14 protein-coding genes are annotated in these 19,611 nt (G+C 72.3%); 12 read left to right on the top strand and 2 right to left on the bottom strand.

Going from position 1 to position 19,611, the window contains the following annotated elements; translation table 11 throughout:
* The first annotated feature begins 33 nt into the window (after window positions 1-33).
* Together treY and treZ are read left to right on the top strand one after the other, a co-directional pair.
* On the top strand, window positions 34-2,271 hold the full coding sequence (treY, locus tag ACQP2Y_RS34810) for a malto-oligosyltrehalose synthase (protein ID WP_433720207.1): 2,238 nt from the start codon (window positions 34-36) through the stop codon (window positions 2,269-2,271).
* Window positions 2,271-4,004 (top strand): malto-oligosyltrehalose trehalohydrolase, encoded by a 1,734-nt coding sequence (gene treZ / locus ACQP2Y_RS34805; protein ID WP_433720206.1) that lies wholly within the window; start codon window positions 2,271-2,273, stop codon window positions 4,002-4,004. Before treY ends, treZ begins: the two co-directional genes overlap by 1 nt.
* Before the next feature lie 15 nt (window positions 4,005-4,019).
* Here treZ and ACQP2Y_RS34800 read toward each other — a convergent pair whose 3' ends face one another.
* Window positions 4,020-4,769, bottom strand: coding sequence for a hypothetical protein (locus ACQP2Y_RS34800; RefSeq protein WP_433720205.1), 750 nt, complete (start codon window positions 4,767-4,769; stop codon window positions 4,020-4,022).
* Between the two features lie 157 nt (window positions 4,770-4,926).
* Here ACQP2Y_RS34800 and ACQP2Y_RS34795 point away from each other — a divergent pair, with 157 nt between their 5' ends.
* From ACQP2Y_RS34795 to ACQP2Y_RS34780, 4 genes are all read left to right on the top strand, one after another.
* The gene (locus ACQP2Y_RS34795) at window positions 4,927-6,066 is read left to right on the top strand and encodes a transporter substrate-binding domain-containing protein (RefSeq protein ID WP_433720203.1); all 1,140 of its coding nucleotides are present in this window, start codon (window positions 4,927-4,929) and stop codon (window positions 6,064-6,066) included.
* Entirely contained in the window at window positions 6,063-7,079 is a 1,017-nt protein-coding gene (locus ACQP2Y_RS34790) for a hypothetical protein (protein ID WP_433720202.1), read from the top strand. The genes ACQP2Y_RS34795 and ACQP2Y_RS34790 overlap by 4 nt, the downstream gene beginning before the upstream one ends.
* A gap of 91 nt (window positions 7,080-7,170) precedes the next feature.
* Complete coding sequence (locus ACQP2Y_RS34785; protein ID WP_433720201.1) at window positions 7,171-7,893, top strand: PP2C family protein-serine/threonine phosphatase; 723 nt, start codon at window positions 7,171-7,173, stop codon at window positions 7,891-7,893.
* Window positions 7,894-8,029: 136 nt separating this feature from the next.
* Complete coding sequence (locus ACQP2Y_RS34780) at window positions 8,030-10,318, top strand: putative bifunctional diguanylate cyclase/phosphodiesterase (protein WP_433720200.1); 2,289 nt, start codon at window positions 8,030-8,032, stop codon at window positions 10,316-10,318.
* A gap of 122 nt (window positions 10,319-10,440) precedes the next feature.
* On the opposite strand, the gene ACQP2Y_RS34775 is transcribed toward ACQP2Y_RS34780, so the two are convergent.
* Window positions 10,441-13,026 carry an ATP-dependent RNA helicase gene (locus ACQP2Y_RS34775; RefSeq protein ID WP_433732180.1) on the bottom strand — a complete coding sequence of 862 codons (2,586 nt, stop codon included), beginning with the start codon at window positions 13,024-13,026 and terminating at the stop codon, window positions 10,441-10,443.
* A gap of 113 nt (window positions 13,027-13,139) precedes the next feature.
* On the opposite strand from ACQP2Y_RS34775, the gene uraD reads away from it, so the two are divergent.
* The 6 genes from uraD (at window position 13,140) to aceB (ending at window position 19,610) form a co-directional block, all read left to right on the top strand.
* Window positions 13,140-13,649, top strand: coding sequence for a 2-oxo-4-hydroxy-4-carboxy-5-ureidoimidazoline decarboxylase (uraD, locus tag ACQP2Y_RS34770; RefSeq protein WP_433720199.1), 510 nt, complete (start codon window positions 13,140-13,142; stop codon window positions 13,647-13,649).
* Window positions 13,636-13,998, top strand: a complete 363-nt coding sequence (gene uraH, locus ACQP2Y_RS34765; protein WP_433720197.1) for a hydroxyisourate hydrolase — start codon at window positions 13,636-13,638, stop codon at window positions 13,996-13,998. Before uraD ends, uraH begins: the two co-directional genes overlap by 14 nt.
* A gap of 3 nt (window positions 13,999-14,001) precedes the next feature.
* Window positions 14,002-14,862, top strand: coding sequence for a factor-independent urate hydroxylase (gene pucL / locus ACQP2Y_RS34760; RefSeq protein WP_433720195.1), 861 nt, complete (start codon window positions 14,002-14,004; stop codon window positions 14,860-14,862).
* Window positions 14,859-16,211, top strand: a complete 1,353-nt coding sequence (locus ACQP2Y_RS34755) for an 8-oxoguanine deaminase (RefSeq protein ID WP_433720194.1) — start codon at window positions 14,859-14,861, stop codon at window positions 16,209-16,211. Before pucL ends, ACQP2Y_RS34755 begins: the two co-directional genes overlap by 4 nt.
* 182 nt (window positions 16,212-16,393) lie before the next feature.
* On the top strand, window positions 16,394-17,866 hold the full coding sequence (locus ACQP2Y_RS34750; protein WP_433720192.1) for a DUF1996 domain-containing protein: 1,473 nt from the start codon (window positions 16,394-16,396) through the stop codon (window positions 17,864-17,866).
* Window positions 17,867-18,062: 196 nt separating this feature from the next.
* Window positions 18,063-19,610: a malate synthase A gene (gene aceB / locus ACQP2Y_RS34745; protein WP_433720191.1), complete on the top strand. Its 1,548-nt coding sequence runs from the start codon at window positions 18,063-18,065 to the stop codon at window positions 19,608-19,610.
* Window position 19,611: the final 1 nt, after the last annotated feature.

The following is a 19,611-nucleotide window of genomic DNA, read 5'->3' as shown; positions in this document are numbered from 1 at the left end:
GAAGGCTTCCCCTCTGGTACTTATCGCGTCCAAGTGCGCCCCGAATTCCCCCTGAAGTCCACCGCTGAGCTGGCCGAATACCTGGCTGACCTCGGCGTCAGCCACCTCTACACCGCGCCGCTGCTGACTGCCACGCCCGGCTCCGAGCACGGCTACGACGTCGTGGACCACAGCCAGGTCAACCCCGCGCTCGGCGGCGAGGAGGGCCGGCTGGCGCTCAAGGCCGCCCTGGACGGCGCCGGCCTGGGCCTGGTGATCGATATCGTGCCCAACCACGCCGGCGTGGGCGTCCCGTCCGCCAACCCGACCTGGTGGGACGTGCTCAAGCACGGCGAGCAGTCCGCGTACGCGAAGTTCTACGACATCGACTGGTCCCGCGGCCGGCTGCTGCTGCCGGTCCTGGCCGACGACCCGGCCGCGCTGGACGAGCTGAAGGTCGAGGGCGACGAGCTCCACTACTACGACAAGCGCTACCCGATCGCCGACGGCACCGGCGGGGGCACCGCGCGCGAGGTGCACGACCGGCAGCACTACGAGCTGGTCAACTGGACCCGCGGCGACTCGGAGCTGAACTACCGCCGGTTCTTCGCCATCGTCGACCTGGCCGGCCTGCGGGTCGAGGACCCCGAGGTGTTCGAGGCCACCCACCGCGAGATCCTACGCTGGTACGACGAGGGCGCCGTGCAGGGCATCCGGGTCGACCACCCGGACGGCCTGCGCGACCCGGGGGACTACCTGCAGCGGCTGCACGAGCGCGCACCGGACGCCTGGCTCACGGTCGAGAAGATCCTCGAGCCCGGCGAGCAGCTCCCGGACTGGCCGGTGGCCGGCACGACGGGCTACGACGCGCTCTCCGAGATCTGCGGCGTCTTCGTCGACCCGGGCACGGAGGCGTTCTTCGACACCCTCGACCACCACCTGACCGGCGGCGAGCGCAGCTGGCAGGACCTGGTGCACGAGACCAAGCTCCAGGCCGCGACCACGCTGCTGGCCGCCGAACTGGCCCGGATGTGCCGGCTGGTGCCGGAGATCGAGGCCGCCCCGCGCGCGCTGGCCGAACTGGCCGCCTGCTTCCCGGTCTACCGGTCCTACCTGCCGTTCGGCACCCGGCACCTGGCCAAGGCGCGGTCCGAGGCGGGCCGGCGGCGCCCCGCCCTGATCCCGGCCCTGGACCAGCTCACCGCCCGGCTGCGGCGCGCCGACGACGAGCTGGCCGCGCGGTTCCAGCAGTACACCGGCGCGGTCATGGCCAAGGGCGTCGAGGACACCGCGTTCTACCGGTGGACCCGGTTCACCGCCCGCAACGAGGTCGGCAACGACCCGGCCAAGTTCGGCGTCCACCCGGACGAGTTCCACGAGTACGCCGACGAGCGGCAGCGCCGCTGGCCCGAGACGATGACCACCCTCTCCACCCACGACACCAAGCGCAGCGAGGACGTCCGGGCCCGGCTCGCCGTGCTCAGCGAGCTGCCCGGGGACTGGACCGAGGTGGTGCGCCGCTGGGTGCGCGCGGCCCCGCTGAGCGATCCGGCGCTGGCCCACCTGGTCTGGCAGGCCGCGGTCGGTGCCTGGCCGATCGAACGGGAACGGCTCCAGGCGTACGCGCTCAAGGCCGCCCGTGAGGGCGCCGTCTCGACCACCTGGCAGCACCCGGACGCCCGGTTCGAGACCGCGCTGCGCGAGATGGTCGACAAGATCTACGACGACCCGGCCCTGCACACCGAGATCGGTGACTTCGCCGCGTCGATCACCGCGCCGGGCTGGTCCAACTCGCTCGGCCAGAAGCTGGTCCAGCTGGCCATGCCCGGCGTGCCCGACACCTACCAGGGCACCGAGCTGTGGGACTTCTCGCTGGTCGACCCGGACAACCGGCGGCCGGTCGACTTCGGCCAGCGCCGTGAGCTCCTGGGCCGCCTCGACGACGGCTGGCAGCCGCCGATCGACGAGACCGGTGCGGCGAAGCTGCTGGTGACCACTCGTACGCTGCGGTTGCGCCGGCAGCGGCCGGAGCTGTTCACCGGCTACCGGCCCGTCTTCGCCGAGGGCCGGGGGTCCGACCACGTGCTCGCCTTCGACCGCGGCGGCGTGGTGGCGGTCGCGACCCGGCTGCCGGTCGGATTGTCACGCCACGGCGGCTGGCACGACACCACGCTGACACTTGACGGCCACACCTGGACGGAAGTCTTCACGAATACCAGTTACGGCGGTAACCGCCTGGCGGTGGCCGATCTGCTGCACACCTATCCCGTCGCACTGCTGGTGAAAGAGTAATGACGCTCTTCGAAGTCTGGGTTCCCGAGAAGACCGTCCGGCTGCGGATCGACGGAACGGACCGTGACATGGAACGCGGCGACGACGGCTGGTGGCGCCTCGACGTGCCCGAGGCCGGGCCGGGGACCGACTACGCGTACGTGCTGCCGGACCACGACGGTGGGCTGCCCGACCCGCGCTCGGCGTGGCAGCCCGAGGGCGTGCACGGCCCCAGCCGCGTGTACGACCACTCGGCCTTCCCGTGGACGGACGGTTCCTGGACCGGTCGCCAGCTCCCGGGCTCGGTCCTCTACGAGCTGCACGTCGGCACGTTCACCCCGCAGGGCACCTTCGACGCGGCCATCGAGCGGCTGGACCACCTCGTCGAGCTGGGCATCGACCTGGTCGAGCTGCTGCCGGTCAACTCCTTCAACGGCGAGTACAACTGGGGCTACGACGGCGTCTGCTGGTACGCCCCGCACGAGGCGTACGGCGGCCCGGACGGGCTCAAGCGTTTCGTGGACGCCGCCCACCGCAAGGGCATCGGCGTGTTCCTGGACGTGGTCTACAACCACTTCGGGCCCAGCGGCGCGTACGCCCCGATGTTCGCGCCGTACCTCAGCGCCGCCGGCAGCAACCCGTGGGGCGACTCGGTCAACCTCGACGGCCCGCTGTCGGAGGAGGTCCGCCGCTACATCATCGACAACGTGCTCGGCTGGCTGCGGGACTACCACGTCGACGGGTTGCGGCTCGACGCGGTGCATGCGCTGGCCGACCACAACGCCGTACACCTGCTGGAGCAGATGGCGATCGAGGTGGAGAGCCTGTCCACCCACCTCAACCGGCCGCTGTCGCTGATCGCCGAGTCGGACCTCAACGACCCGAAGCTGATCACCCCGCGCGAGGCCAACGGCTACGGCCTGCAGGGCCAGTGGGACGACGACGTGCACCACGTGCTGCACGCGTTGCTGACCGGCGAGCGGCAGGGCTACTACGGCGACTTCGGCTCGCTGGAGAGCCTGGAGACCGTGCTGACCGGCGCCTTCTTCCACGCCGGCACCTGGTCCAGCTTCCGCCACCGCCGGCACGGCCGCCCGGTCGACCGCGCCCGGATCCCGGGGCACCGGTTCGTGGCGTACCTGCAGAACCACGACCAGATCGGCAACCGGGCGATCGGTGACCGGCTGTCCGCCACCCTGTCGCCGGGCCGGCTCAAGATCGGCGCCACGCTGCTGTTCACCTCGCCGTTCACCCCGATGCTGTTCATGGGCGAGGAGTGGGCGGCCGGCAACCCGTGGCAGTTCTTCACCAGCCACCCGGAGCCGGAGCTGGCCGCGGCCGTGCAGAACGGCCGGCGCCGCGAGTTCGCCTCGCACGGCTGGGCCGAGGCCGAGGTGCCCGATCCGCAGGACCCGGCCACGTTCGAGCGTTCCAAGCTGAACTGGGACGAGCGGGAGAAGCCGGGCCACGCCGAGATCCTCCAGCTGCACCGTCAGCTGATCGCGCTGCGGCGCAGCCGTGCCGACTTGTCCGACCCGCGCCTGGACAAGGTCGAGGTCTGGCACGGCGATCAGTACGTGGTGATGCGCCGCGGGAACTGCGCGGTGGCCGCGAACCTGGCTCCGGTGCCGCAGACGATCAGCCTGCGGGCGGTGCCGCGCAGCGTGCTGCTGGCCACCGAGCAGGGCGTGGTGCTGCAACGCGACCGCGTCGAGCTTCCGGCGGAGACCGCCGTGGTGGTCGCCTTCCGCTGAGCCGGGACCCGGTGGTCAGCGGTGCAGGTTCGTCCGCACGACGGCCGCCGGGTTCGGCGTGGCCGGCCGGGCGCCGCGCCAGCGCTGGCTCAGCCGGTAGGCCAGCGCCCGGCTGCCGTGCACCAGACCGACCGGGTGCAGGTCCGCCGGGACATTACGGACCGGGTCGAACGCGAGCTCCGCGTCCTGCTTCGTGGCCAGCTCCGCGCCGAAGCGCAACCGGCCGACGACCTCGACGGCGCTGCCGTCGGCCACCGCGAGCAGCAGGACCCCGCCGTCGTGCCGGGCCGCGGCGACCACGGATTCGAGGGTACGGCCGAGCGGGCCAGCGTCCGGGTCGGCCTGCACACCGAGGTGGAACGTGCGCCCCGAGCCGGTCCGGTACGGCAGGATCGAGCCGTACACGGTGTCGAAGCTGCCCCGGGGCACCGGCACGTGCCGCAGCACCCGGCCCCGGCCGGCGGTGGAGAAGAGCAGGTCGTGCCGCCGTCCCGCGACGGGCCCGTGTACCCGTACCGCGACCCCGAGGATGTCGGCGCGGCCGGGCCGGGTGCCGATGCCCTTGGAGATCCGCAGGGTGACCGGGTGCCGGCCCGGGCGGTCGAACAGCTCCGCACCGGTCGGCTCCAGCGTCCCCCAGACCTCCAGGTCCCCGGTGAAGGAACGGCCGTCGGGGTGCAGGAAGCGGCGGTCCCGGGAGTGCGCGACACGCACCGCCACGGCCGCGGCGACGGCGGCTGCCGTCAGGGTCGCAGCGATCCTCATGGGGCGCGCATACCCCGAACCGGTGATCGCTATGCCATCCTCGCCGGGCGGGCGGGGTGGGCGAGCCGGTGTCGGGCCGGGGACCCGACCCCGTTCCGTGACATTGGTCCGGCACCATGGTCGCTCCGGTACGGGAACGGGGGGAGCTGTGTCGACGATGGACGACGAGAACGCCGGGGCGCAGGTCCGCAAAGTGGTCGTGCACCGGCGGGTGCCCGAGCCGCGCCGCCCGCGCTCGGCCCGCGCCCAGCGGGCGATGAGCGGTCTGCGGCGCACCTTCACCCAGACCGACTTCCCGCCCGCCTTCGCCCGGCCCGATCGGGTGGTGCGTACCTGGGGCGGCTCGCTGGCCCCGTGGCGGCTGGCGGCGGTCGGCGTGATCATCATTCTGGTGCTGGCGTTCTCCTGGGTGCGGCTCTTCCACATCGGCCCGCCCTCGATCGAGGACCTGCGGCGCACCGCCGGCGTCGACGAGTGGCAGACGCTGCCCATCGCGGTCAAGGACGATCAGCCCGGCATCGCCGAGCGGAACCCTGTGGACGGCGTCTGGCGCGGCTTCGACATCGACATCGCGTACATGATCGCCGAGGACCTGGGTTTCCGCCGCGACGAGGTGCGCTTCTACGGCATCGAGAGCGAGGACCGGGCCCGGATGGAGGCCACCGATCTGGACGGCAAACCGGTGCCGGTCAAGATGGTGATCGCCAGCTACAGCATCACCGCGGACCGCGAGCGCGAGCCCAACGTCATGTTCACGCAGTCGTACCTGCACACCGAGCAGTCGGTGATCACCCTCAAAGGTCATGACAAGGTCGCCAGCCTGGAGGAGTTCAAGGACAAGGACGTCTGCTCGCTGTCCAGCTCCACCAGCGCGAAGACCGCGGACGAGTCCGACGCCAAGCTGGTGCGGCGCAACCGCGTCTCCGAGTGCTTCGAGCTGCTGGACCACGAGGAGGTCGACGCGGTCACCACCGACGCGGCCATCCTCGGCGGCTACAAGGCCCGCGACCCGGACAAGTACGACCACTGGGACCTGGGGCTGGACAAGACCGAGGCGTGGGGCGTGAGCGTCGGCGCCAACGCGGCCCTGCGCGACCTCGTCAACATCACGCTCTACCGGTCCTTCAAGGACCCGAAGGACGCGCGCTGGGAGCAGGCGTACCAGAACAACATCCTGCCCGAGACGGCGAAAAACAAGGCGACCGACGGTCAGCTCGTGCCGCTGTCCCGGCCGGGGCAGCCGGTCACCGCCCGGCCCCGGGTCCGCGAGCTGCCCTGGGAGGAGGCGGTCCCGTGACCGTGACGCCGTTCGCCCGCCCGGCCCGCCGGGTGCGCCGCAACCAGCTCAACTGGGTGCTCACCGCGCTGCCCGCGTTCCCGCTGGTGCTGCTCGTGCTCCGGCTCTGGTACCTGAGCCGGCAGGACCTGCCGACGATGCTGCTGCTGGTGCAGTACATCAGCCCGCTCGGCATGATCAGCGCGCTGATCATCACGCTGATCTGGACCGTCCCGGCGGTCGTGCTGGTGCTGCGGGCCCTCGGCGGCCTGCTGCTGGTCAGCTCACCGGACCAGGAGGAGGCCGCCCGGCGCTCGGTGCTGGCGCTCACCGCCCTGCGCATGCCGGACTGGGTGGTGGCGGTCGCGGTGGCGCTGGCCGGCTTCACCTGGCAGCTGCGCCTGCTGCCCACCCTGCTCATGCTGGTCGCCGTCATCCTGGCGCTGACCGCGGTGCAGCGCTACCCCGGCGAGCGCCGGATGCTGACCGTGGTCACCCTGGTGATCCCGATCGTGCTCGGCCTGCTGATCCTGCTCTGGGTCCGCCCGGGCATCCGGATGTCGCTGGCCGCCGGCGAGTACGGCACGGCCGCGCTGCTGATCGCCCCGTCGCTGCTCGGCTGGCTGCTCACCGGGCCGCTCCCGCCCCGCGCCGCCCGGCTCGCCACGCACTGGCCGGCCGTCGGCGCGATGATCGTCGCCCCGTTCGTGATCGGCGTGGTCTTCCTGCGCGCGCCGGTGCTGCCCAACAGCGCCGTGGAGGTCGGGTCCCGGGGTGCCGCGGTCGAGGTGGTGCGCGGCCAGCTGATCACCGTCGACGACACGGCCACCACGATCCTGCAGCGCGGCGGTGACGTGCGCTTCATCCCCAACGACGAGGTGCGGTCCAAGACCCTCTGCCCGGAGCCGATCCGGACCCAGAACAGCCGGATCACGGTACGCGGCTGGCCGATCGACGAGTCCGCGCTCGAATGGGTCGCACCGACCCGGCAGGTCACCGAGGTCGACCCGCGCTGCCTCGGCCGGCCGCGATGACCTCCGGTTTTGCACGGGTACGCACGGCTTGTCGCGACGCGCCGCCGACCACGTGCAGACAGGTTGGACCGGACCTGGCAGGCTGCACGCCATGACCTTGCACCTGCGGTGGGCGGCCGTCACCGATAGAGGCCACGTCCGGAGCAACAACCAGGACGCTTACTACGCCGGTGACCGGCTCCTCGTCGTCGCGGACGGAATGGGCGGCATGGCCGCCGGCGACGTCGCGAGCCGCCTCGCCGTCGAGGCGATGACCTCCCTCGACGTGCCGATCGACAACGACGGCCAGATGGACGCGCTGCACAAGGCGCTCGAGGTGGCCAACGGCCGGATCGCCGAGACCGTCGCCACCGACGCCGCCCTGCAGGGCATGGGCACCACGCTGACCGCCGTGATCTTCTCCGGCGACCGGGCCGCCCTCGCCCACGTCGGCGACTCCCGGGCCTACCTGCTGCGCGACGGCCGGCTCAACCAGCTCACCAAGGACGACACGTACGTGCAGATGCTGGTCGACCAGGGCCTGATCCGGCCGGAGGAGGCGGGCAGCCACCCGCGCCGCGCGGTCGTCACCCAGGCGCTGCAGGGCGAGCCGGTCAGCCCGTCGTACGTGATCGTCGAGCCCGAGCCGGGCGACCGCTGGCTGCTGTGCAGCGACGGCCTCACCACCGTGGTCACGGCCGAGCGGATCGAGGCCGAGCTGCTCGACTGCGACGCCCCGCAGAGCTGCGCCGAACGGCTGCTCGATCTGGCTCTGCAGGGCGGCGGCCCGGACAACATCACGGTGATTGTCGCCGATCTGGTCGCCGTCGACTGAGCGGCGTGATCCCGGGGAACCGCGGGCTTCCCGCAACGGCCCGGGGCTGCGGTACCTTACTCCGGTCGCGGGACGGCCAGCCGCGGCTCTGCTGCGGGTGGTGATGACGACGGGACGGCTGTCGGCACAGTCAGCCGTGACGCTGGCGCTCGTCGCCGCCGTCACGGCGATCGGCACGTACGCCGTGCCCGCCGGAGCCGGCCAGCGACTCTTCACCGACGCCGCCCAGTGCGCGGCCGGGGTGCTCGCCGCCGTGGTCTGTTTCGCCGCCGGGCGGGACAGGTCCGGTCACCGGCGCCGCTGGCGGATCCTGCTCGGCACCGGCCTCGCCGGCTTCGCGGCCGTCCGCCTCTGGTGGACCGTCAGCGACGTGCTCGAGCCGACCCGGGCCGTCGCGGCCGACGTGGCCGACATCGGCGTCCTGCTCCTGCCCGTCTTCACCGTCCTGGCCCTGGTCGCGGGCTCGATGGCCCTGCCCCGGCCGGTGCAGGCATCACTGCGCCGGGACCGGATCGTGCTGGTCATCGACAGCGTCCTGATCGCCGGCTCGCTGCTCGCGCTGGTCTGGTCGGCGGTGCCCCGGCGGATCTTCCACGAGGTGGGGGAGAGCCCGTGGGTGGTGGGCTTCGCGGCGGCGTACCCGATCGCCGACCTGCTGATCGCGGTGATGGTCATGCTGCTGCTGGCCACCCGGCCGGCCTCCCGGGCGGCGCGGGTGCCGCTGCGGCTCACCGCACTGGCCATGCTGGCGCTGGGCGTCTCCGACACGCTGCGGCTGCTCCAGCTGAGCAGCGGCGTGCTCACCCCGGTCGAGTCGGCCGGCCACCTGCTCGGTCCGGCCCTGCTCGCCCTCGCGGCGATCAGCAACCCCGGGCTGGCCGACCCCAGCCTCGACGATCACGCCGAGGCGGAATGGCTGCACCTGCTGCTGCCGTACGTGCCGGTGGTCGCCACCGGCGTGGTCATCGCGGTGCGCACGGGGACCGGTGGGCAGCTCACCTCGTACGAGGCGTACCTCGGCTGGCTCGGCCTGGGGCTGGTGGTGGCCCGGCAGATGTTCACCATCGTCGACAACACGGTGCTGCTCGCCCGCGTCTCCGAAGGGCAGCAACGACTGCACCACCAGGCGTACCACGATTCGCTGACCGGCCTGGCCAACCGGGCGCTGTTCCGCGAGCGGCTGGTGCTGGCCCTCGACGCGTACCGGCACCGCGGCGTACCGGTGGCGTTGCTCTTCGCCGACCTCGACGACTTCAAGCTCATCAACGACAGCTTCGGCCACGCCATGGGCGACCGGCTGCTGCGCGCGATCGGCGACCGGCTGGTCGCCGCGGTCGGCCCCGGCGCCCTGGTGGCCCGCCTCGGCGGCGACGAGTTCGCGGTGCTGCTCGACCACCGCGCCGCCGACGCCGAACCGGCCGGCCACCGCATCCTGGCGGCCCTGCGCGAACCGTTCGTCATCGACGGCCACACGGTCGGCATCAGCGCCAGCCTCGGCCTGGTCGTGCCCGAGCCGGGCGACCTGGAGCTCTCCGCGGACACGCTGCTGCGCCGGGCGGACGCGGCGATGTACGTCAGCAAACGCCGCGGCAAGAACGCCCTCGCCCGCTACTCCGGCGGCGCGGACGGCGGACCCAACGCGGACCTGCCGCACCTGCTGGCCCGGGCCCTGTCCGGCGCCCCGGCGGCGGCCGGCTTCGAGGTTTACTACCAGCCGATCGTCCGGCTCACCGACGGCGCGATCGTCGCGGTGGAAGCCCTGGCCCGCTGGACCGACCCGGTGGCCGGGCCGGTCGACCCGGACGTGTTCGTGACGGTCGCGGAACGCACCGGACTGGTCGCGGCGATCGACGACTTCGTGCTGGACCGGGCCTGCGCGGACGCGGCCGGGCTGGCGAACACGTACGGCCGGCCGATCGACGTGCACGTCAACGTCTCGGCGGCCCGGCTGGGGCAGCACGGGCTGGAGGAGGCGGTGGCCCAGGCGCTGGAACGGCACAACGTACGGCCGTCCCGGCTGGTCGTGGAGATCACCGAAACCCGCCGCATCCCGGACATGCCCCGCGCGATCGAGGTCGCGGAGCGGCTGCGCCGGCGCGGGGTACGGGTGGCCCTGGACGACTTCGGCAGCGGCTACAACGCGCTGGCGCAGTTGCACTCACTGCCGGTGGACATCGTGAAGCTGGACTCGACCCTGACCGATGTGGACGTGTCGCCGGAGCGGGCCGGGGCTCTGTGCCGTTCCGTCTTGGCTATTTGCGCTGAGCTCGGGATCGCTGTCGTGGCTGAGGGGATCGAGACGCCTGCTCGTGCTCATGCTCTTGCCGCTCTTGGGTGTCATTTCGGGCAGGGGTATCTGTTCGGTCAGCCCGGGCCCGTTCATCTGCTTACGGCGACCGTTCCTTCGTCGCATCTGGCGTCTTAGTTTCTGCTGGTTGCATGGTGGGGCTTGGGGGGCGGGGATGGCCCACGCAGCCCGTCAAGCTTGATATCTGCGTGGGCCATCCCCGCCCCCCAAGCCCTGTTGTGGGCGCGCTTTTGGGTCTTCTAGCGGGCTCGGGGGTTCAGACGGCGGGTTGGTGGGGCTGTTGTCGGGTCTTCCGGCCAGGGGTGGCGGGGGTAGCGGCCTCGGAGTTCTGCTCGCACCTGGGGGTAGCCCGTTGACCAGAAGGATGCGAGGTCTCGGGTTACTGCTACCGGGCGGCCGGCTGGGGAGAGCAGGTGCAGCAGGATCGGGATGCGGCCGTCGGCCAGGCGGGGGGCTTCGCGCCAGCCGAATGCTTCTTGGACCTTTACCGCCAGGACCGGGGCTGAGGGGTCGGTGTAGTCGATTCTGACCTTTGAGCCGCTTGGGACGGGTAGGCGTTCCGGGGCTATGTCGTCGAGGCGGCCTGCTATCGACCAGGGGAGGAGGCGGCGGAGGGCTCCTGCTGTGTCGATCTTGGCGAGGTCGGCGCGGCGGCGGGACTGGCCCACAGGGAGCCAGTCCTCCAGGTTTTTCAGGAGGGATTCGTCGTCCACGGGCGGCCATGGTGGGCCCAGGGCGGTGTGGGCGAAGGCCAGGCGGTCGCGGAGTTCTTTGGCTGTTCGGGACCAGGTGAGCAGGGTGAGGCCTTCGCGGCGGAGGCCGTCGAGGAGGGCGGCCTGCAGGCGGGCCGGGTCTGGCTTGTCGATGCGGCGTTCCACCAGGGTTATCGCGCCCAGGCGTTCTGTGCGGCGGGCCACCACGTCGCCGTTCAGCCAGCCGATTTCCGTGCTGGATTCCAGCAGGGTTGAGGCCGCTTCGCGGGCCGTTGCTTCGTCGAGGGGGGCGGCGCTGCGGATGCGGGCGGTGCGGGCGCCGGGGGCTCGGTCCGCGTCGGCGATCGCCAGCCAGGTCGTGCCGGCCAGGTTGCTGCCGGCGGTGAGGTCGGCGGCGGTTCCGCCGGCCATCAGGTACGCGCGGCCGCCGGGCTCGCGGGCCTTGGCCACCCTTTCCGGGTACGCCAGCCCGACGATCAGTCCCGCAGCTAAGTCATCTGGCAGCCACTCCCGGCCGCCGTCCCCGTCGCCGCCGCGGCTGCCGCCTCCGCCGTTGCCTCGGCTGCCGGCGCTACCGCCGCCGCCATCGCGAATGCCGGCGCTGCTGCCGGCCGCGACGTCGTTGCCGGTGGCGGTGGTTGGTGCGGGGATTGCTGAGGTCAGGCGGCGGACTTCGGTGCGCCAGGCCGGGTCTCGGTCGGTGCGGGCTCGGCGCCAGGCGGTGGCCAGGTCGTCGGCTGTGCGGTCGGCGTCCAGGAGGGCGACCACTTCGGCGGCTCGGCGGGGGCCGATTGTGGTGGCGCCGTCCAGGAGGGCTCGGGCCAGGCGGGGGTGCAGGCCCGCGTCGGCCAGGGCGCGGCCCCGGGGTGTGATCCGGCCGTCGACGTCCGTGGCGCCGAGGGCTCGCAGGGTGGCCGTGGCCACCTGCATCGCGCCGGACGGTGGGGGGTCCGGGAGGTTCAGGCCGGTGCCGTCGGGGTGGCCCCATTCCGCCAGGTTCAGGGCGAATCCCGTCAGGTCGGCGGCGGCGATCTCCGGTTCCGGTTGGGCCGGCAGGCGGTCGTGCTGGGCCTGGGACCAGCAGCGGTAGACCCGGCCGGGGGCCTCGCGGCCGGCCCGGCCGGCCCGCTGGGTCGCCGACGCGCGCGAGACCGGCACCGTGACCAGGGCGCCCAGGCCGCGGCTGTGGTCCATCCGGGGGACGCGGCTCAGGCCCGCGTCGACCACGGCGCGTACGCCGGGAACCGTCAGGCTGCTCTCCGCGACCGCGGTGGCCAGCACGACGCGGCGTACGGGGCTGGGGCGCAGCGCGGCGTCCTGAGTGGAGCCGGACTGCCGGCCGTGCAGGGGGACGATGTCGGCGTCGATGCCGCGGAGCCTGGACGCGACCGTCTCGATCTCGCGGGCTCCCGGCAGGAACGCCAGGACGTCGCCGTCGCCCTCGGCCAGGGCCCGGCGGATCGTCGTGGCCACGTGGTCGAGGAGTTTCGGGTCCACGCGCAGGCCGTGCGGCGGGGTGATCGGCTGCGGTGGCGGCGACCAATGCACCTCGACGGGGTACAGCGCGGCCTCGGCCTGCACGACGGGTGCGTCGCCCAGCACCTCGGCCAGGCGCTGCGACTCGGCGGTCGCCGACGTGGCCAGGACGTGCAGGTCGGGGCGCAGGGCCGCGCGGACCTCGATGAGGAAGGCCAGCGCCAGGTCGGAGTCCAGGTGGCGTTCGTGGCACTCGTCGAGGATCACCACCGCCGTGCCGGCCAGTTCCGGGTCGCGGTGCAGACGGCGTACCAGGACACCGGTTGTCACGACCTCGACCCGGGTCCGGGCCGAGACGCGCCGGTCACCGCGCACCGTGTAACCCACCTGCTCGCCGACCTGCTCGCCGAGCAGGGACGCCATCCGGCGGGCCGCGGCGCGGGCCGCGACCCGGCGGGGCTCGGCCACCACCACCTTGGCGGTGGGTGCGGCGCCGGCCAGGGCCAGCGGGACCAGCGTCGTCTTGCCCGTGCCCGGGGGTGCCACCAGCACTGCGGCGCCCGCGGCGGCCAGGGCGGCGGTGACCTCCGGGAGGACCGCGCGGATGGGCAGGTCGGGCAGGGCGTCCGCGGCGATCAGCACCGGACCAGTCTCGCGCACAGCCGCCGGGACGCCCCGGGCGCGGGGATACTGGTGCAAGATCGGGGTGTCCTGCTTGACTGTCCGTCGGCACAACAGGGGGTGAACGGGTGGACCGGGTCGAGGCGTTCAACTCCCTGCCCGCCGGCCAGCTCGAGGCGGAGCTGCTCGCCGTGTGCGCCGCCCCGGCGTGGGGCCGGGCGGTCGCGGCGCTGCGGCCGTACCCGTCGAAGGAAGCGGTCCTGGCCGCGGCCGATGCGGGCGCACGCAGCCTGAGCTGGCCCGAGGTCCTGCAGGGGCTGTCGGCGCATCCGCGGATCGGTGAGCGGGCGCAGGGCGACTCCAAGGAGGCCGCGTGGTCGCGGCGGGAGCAGTCGACGGCCGCGAGCACCGGCGACGACGAGACCAAGGCCGCGCTGACCGCGGCGAACCACGCCTACGAGGACAAGTTCGGGCACGTGTTCCTGATCTTCGCCAGCGGGCGGACGCAGGAGGAGATCCTGGCGGCGGCGCGCGAGCGGATCGGCAACGACGAGGCGACCGAGCGGGCCGTCGTCACCGATGAGCTGCGCAAGATCGCCCTGCTGCGACTGGAGAGGCTGCTCGATGCCCTCGAATGACGGCACGGCGGCCACGTCGCACGCCAAGATCTCCACCCACATCCTGGACACGGTCACCGGCGATCCGGCCCGCGACGTGTACGTGCGCCTCGAGCGCCGCGACTCCGACGGCTGGAAGCTGATCGCCGAGGGCCGCACCGACGACGACGGCCGGCTGCGGCACCGGGTCCCGCTGCACGACTGGCAGGCCGGCGGCTACCGGCTGGTGTTCTACGTGGAGCCGTACCTCGGTGGTCAGGCCTTCTTCCCGGAGATCACCGTCGCCTTCCACGTGCACGACCCGGACCGGCACTACCACGTGCCGCTGCTGCTGAGCCGCTACGGCTACACCACCTACCGAGGGAGCTGACCCGTGGCGATCGTGTTGGGCCGCAACCGGTACGGCAAGGCGGAGACCCGCCTGGTGCACGTACGCCGCGGCGGTGACCGCCATGACCTGGTGGATCTCAACGTGAGCGTCGCGCTCTCCGGCGACCTCGCGGCGACCCATCTGAGCGGCGACAACGCCGGGGTGCTGCCCACCGACACGATGAAGAACACGGTGTACGCGTTCGCCCGCGAGCACGGCGTCGGCGCCCCCGAGGCCTTCGGCCTGTTGCTGGCCCGGCACTTCGTGACCACGCAGCCGCAGGTCTCCGCAGCCAAGATCTCGCTGGAGTCGTACGGCTGGGAGCGCCTCGGCCCGCACTCGTTCCGCCGCTCGGGCGACCACGTCCGCACCGCCGTGGTGACCGTCGCGGAGCAGGGCACGCAGGTGGTCTCCGGCCTCAAGGACCTGGTCCTGCTGAACACGACCGACTCGGAGTTCCACGGGTATCCCCGCGACCGGTACACGACGCTGCCGGAGACCACCGAGCGGATCCTGGCCACGGCCGTCGACGCCCGCTGGCGGCATCGGGGTGACGCCGCCGACTGGGACGATTCGTTCGCCGGCGCGAAGCAGGCGCTGGTCGAGGCGTTCGTGGGCACCTACAGCCACTCGTTGCAGCAGACCCTGTACGCGATGGGGCAGCGGGCGCTGGAGAGCCGGCCGGAGATCGCCGAGATCCGACTGGCCCTGCCCAACAAGCATCACTACCTGATGGACCTGTCGCCGTTCGGGCTGGACAACCCGCAGGAGGTCTTTCAGGCCGGCGACCGCCCGTACGGTCTCATCGAGGGCACCGTCACCCGCGACGACGTGTCCCCGGCCAGTGCGGAGTGGTACCTGTGATCGTGATCGAGAACGTCACTGTCGCGACGGTGGACGCGGACGGCACCGAGCACACCGACGGCCACGTGGTGGTCGGCGACGACGGCCGGATCGCCGCGGTCGGCGCGGGTGGCGCAGATGCCGTGCCCGGCTCGCCGCGCCGGGTCGACGGCACCGGCTGCCTGCTCACCCCCGGCCTGGTGAACACCCACCACCATCTCTACCAATGGGTCACCCGGGGCCTGGCCCAGGACGACAACCTGTTCGGCTGGCTCACCACGCTCTACCCGATCTGGGGCCGCATCGACGCCGAGGCGGTCGGGGCCGCCGCGGGCGCGGGCCTGGGCTGGCTGGCCCTTTCCGGCTGCACGACCAGCATGGATCACCACTACGTCTTCCCGCACGACGGCGGCGACGTGCTGGCCGCCGAGATTGAGGCCGCGGGGCAGATCGGGCTGCGGTTCCACCCGACCCGCGGCTCGATGGACCTGGGCCGCTCCTCGGGTGGGCTGCCACCGGACAACGTGGTCGAGGAGACGGACGCGGCGCTGGCGGCCACCGAGGCGGCGATCGACCGGTGGCACGACCCGTCGCCCGGGTCGATGCTGCAGATCGGCGTCTCGCCCTGTTCGCCGTTCTCCGTGACGCGGGAGCTGATGAGCGAGGCTGCCGCGCTGGCCCGGCGCAAGGGCGTCCGCTTGCACACCCACCTCGCCGAGACCGACGACGAGGAGGAGTTCTGCCGGTCCCGGTTCGGCTGCTCCCCGGTGGAGTACGCGGAACAGCTCGGCTGGCTGGGCGAGGACGTGTGGCTGGCGCACGGCGTACACCTGGACGACGCGGCCGTGGCCAAGCTCGGCGCGACCGGCACCGGGGTCGCGCACTGCCCCAGCTCGAACGCCCGCCTCGGGGCCGGCCTGGCCCGGGTCCGGGACTTGCTGGACGCGGGCGCCCCGGTGGGCCTGGGCGTGGACGGCTCGGCCTCACAAGAGGCGGCGCACCTGGGTGAGGAGCTGCGCCAGGCGCTGTACGTCGCCCGGTTGCGCGGCGGCCCGGCCGCGCTGTCGGCCCGCGAGTCGCTGCGGCTCGGCACGATGGGCGGCGCCCGCTGTCTCGGCCGGGCCGACGACCTTGGTTCCATCGAGGTGGGTAAGCTCGCGGACCTGGTGCTCTGGCGCCTCGACGGGCTCGGCCACGACGGCATCGACGACAAGGTCGCGGCGCTGGTCCTCGGCCCCGCCGCGCCGGTGGAGCTGGCCCTGGTCGGTGGCCGGCCGGTGGTGGAGAGTGGCCGGCTGGTCAACGCCGACGCCCGCGCGCTCACACTGCGCGCACGCCGGGCCCACCGACGGCTGCTCGACGGAATTTAGGAAAACTTAAGGAACACGCCCCGATTAATTGTTATCGGGAAGCGGAACCGCCGCGACCTGCGGGCCATTGTCGGGCGATTCTCAAATCTTCTTTCGCGCCTTGATACAAGCCTCCTGAGCTGTGCATACTCCCTGGCGAATAGCTTTCATCGCCCCGGTACGGCCTCAGTGAAGGAATGGTTATGCGGACAACTCCTGCCCATGTCGCGCCCGGCGAGGTCGCCAAGCGGCGCCGGCGCACCACCCGGGTCGCCCTGGCCGCCGCGGTCGCCGCCGCGCTGGGCGGAAGTGGCATCTACATCGCCAACGCGAGTGCCGCCGAGACCGTGGTGCCGGGCCGGGTGCAGGCCGAGGCGTACGCCGCCCAGTCCGGCGTGCAGGTCGAGGGCACCGGCGACGCCGACGGCGGGAAGAACGTCGGCTGGCTCGCCTCCGGGGACTGGCTGCGCTACGACAACGTCTCCGTGACCGGCGCCGGCCTGTCCGCCCGGATCGCCTCGGACAACGCCACGGGCGGCTCGATCGAGCTGCACCTGGGCTCGCAGACCGGTGCGCTGCTGGCGACGTTCCCGGTCGCCCGCACGGGCGGCTGGCAGACGTGGACGACGGTCACCGCGACGGCGAAGTCCGTACCCACCGGCCGGCAGACCGTCTTCGCGGTGCTCAAGAGCGCGCAGGCCGGCGACTTCGTGAACGTCAACTGGTTCACGTTCGGAGCGGCGACCACCGCTACGCCTGTGCCTTCCACGCCCGCGCCCGCACCTACCACCTCTGCCCCGGGTGGGACGCCCTCCGGTGACGGCTGGGTGACCATGGACCAGGCCAAGTGGAAGGCGCAGCTGGCCGCGTTCGAGGCGATGAAGCCCAAGGCCGTGCCGGCCGGCAACGTACGGGTGCCCGAGTTCAACGCCTCCTGCACGGTCAGCCACTCCAAGCCCGACGACCCGATCGTCTTCCCGGGCATGTCCGGCGCCTCGCACATGCACACGTTCCTGGGCAACAACAGCACCGACGCCAACACCACGACCATGACGCTGCTGGCCAACGCCGGGTCGAGCTGCAAGCCCGGCGAGGACCGTTCCGCATACTGGGTGCCGGAGCTGCAGGAGAACGGCAAGGCCGTCAACCCGCACGGTGTCACGGTCTACTACGGCTCCCGCCTCAAGGACCCCACCAGGACCGTGCCCTTCCCGCAGGGCTTCCGCATGATCGTCGGCGACGCCAAGCGGCAGGTGGCCACCCCGAAGGGCGCTCCCGGCCAGTTCTGGTGCGCCGGGGCCGGTGGCGAGGTCGGCCGCAGCGCGGACGGCAACTGGCCGGTCTGCGCCAGGACCGCCGAGCTGACCTTCCAGCTGACCTTCCCGGACTGCTGGGACGGCGTGCACCTGGACAGCCCCGACCACAAGTCGCACGTCGGCGGGACCGGCCCGGACGGCACCTGCGCGAGCGGCAAGTTCCCGGTGGCGATCCCGTCGCTGTCCTTCGTGATCGGCTACCCGACCTCGGGCAGCGCGGCCGGCTTCAAGCTGTCGTCGGGCAACGCCTCCTCGATGCACGGCGACGCGTTCTTCGCCTGGGAGGACGAGGCGCTGGGCAGCCGGGTCAAGAACTGCATCGTCCAGAAAGCCAAGTGCGACTCGTTCGGCAACTTCTAGGTCGGCACCACCGGGTGCCCCCAATCCCCAGGGGGCGCCCTCATCCCCAGATAGAGAAAAGCAGTGGCCCCCGTTTCCCCGCGGGGGCCACTGCCATGTCCGGGCCGAGTTCCGTGCGGCCGGCGCGCGGACCGATACGGTACGAGGAGAGGCGTGCGTTCCGAGCCAGCCATCGCAGTGAGGGGAGTCGCCGACCGTGACCGAGATTCTGTCCAACGAGGCCGTGACGTTCGTAGCTGACCTGAACCGGCGGTTCCGCCCGCGGCGCAACGAGCTGCTGGCCGCCCGCGCGGCCCGGCGCGCCGAGATCGCCGCCGGGGGCAGCCTCGGTTTCCTGGCCGAGACGGCCGACGTGCGCGCGGGCGACTGGCAGGTGCCGGCCGCACCGGCCGACCTCACCGACCGGCGGGTCGAGATCACCGGCCCGACCGAGCGCAAGATGACCATCAACGCCCTCAACTCGGGCGCCAAGGTGTGGCTGGCCGACCTGGAGGACGCCAACACCCCGCACTGGTCGAACGTGGTCGACGGCCAGCAGAACCTGTACGACGCGATCCGGCGCACGATCCGGTTGGAGACCGGCAAGAAGACGTACGAGCTGGGCGACGGGCCGTACCCGACCATCGTGATGCGGCCGCGCGGCTGGCACCTGGACGAGCGGCACCTGCCGGTGGACGGGGAGCCGGCCGTCGGGGCGCTGGTCGACTTCGGGCTCTACTTCTTCCACAACGCCGCCGAGCTGCTCAGCCGCGGGAGCGGGCCGTACTTCTATCTGCCCAAGATGGAGTCGCACAAAGAGGCGGCGCTCTGGAACGACGTGTTCACGTACGCCCAGGAGGCGCTGGGCATCCCGGTCGGCACCATCCGGGCCACCGTGCTGATCGAGACCATCCCGGCCGCGTTCGAGATGGACGAGATCCTGCACGCCTTGCGCCCGCACATCTCGGGGCTCAACGCGGGACGCTGGGATTACCTGTTCAGCATCATCAAGTACTTCCGGGACAACCCGGCGATGGTGCTGCCCGACCGGGCCGCGGTGACGATGACCGCGCCGTTCATGCGGGCGTACACGGAGCTGCTGGTCTCGACCTGTCACCGGCGCGGGGCCTTCGCGATGGGCGGCATGGCCGCCTTCATCCCCAGCCGCCGCGACCCGGCGGTCAACGAGGTCGCCCTGGCCAAGGTCCGCGAGGACAAGGAACGCGAGGCCGCCGACGGCTTCGACGGCTCCTGGGTGGCCCACCCAGACCTGGTGCCGGTCTGTCAGGAGATCTTCGACCGGGTGCTCGGCGACCGGCCCAACCAGCTCGACCGCCGGCGTGACGACGTCAGTGTCGAGGCGGCCCAGCTGCTCGACGTGGCGGCCACCGGCGGCGCGGTGACGGAGGCGGGCCTGCGCGGCAACGTCTCGGTCGCCCTGCAGTACCTGGAGGCCTGGCTGCGCGGCAACGGCGCGGTCGCGATCAACAACCTGATGGAGGACGCGGCCACCGCGGAGATCTCCCGCTCCCAGGTCTGGCAGTGGATCCACAACGGGGTACGCCTGGACGACGGCACCACGATCACGGCCGACCTGGTCGGGCGGATCGAGGACGAGGAGCTCGCCAAGATCCGCGCGGCGCTGGGCGACCAGGCCTGGGCGGGCAGCCGCTTCGACGACGCGCGCAAGCTCTTCGAGCGGGTGGCCCTGGCCGACGACTTCGCGGACTTCCTGACGACGGCCGCCTACGACTCGATCGACTGAC

The sequence above is a fragment of the Actinoplanes sp. CA-051413 genome (genome assembly GCF_050955795.1).
GTDB lineage: Bacteria > Actinomycetota > Actinomycetes > Mycobacteriales > Micromonosporaceae > Actinoplanes.
This window is presented reverse-complemented; position numbering and strand designations above follow the sequence as displayed.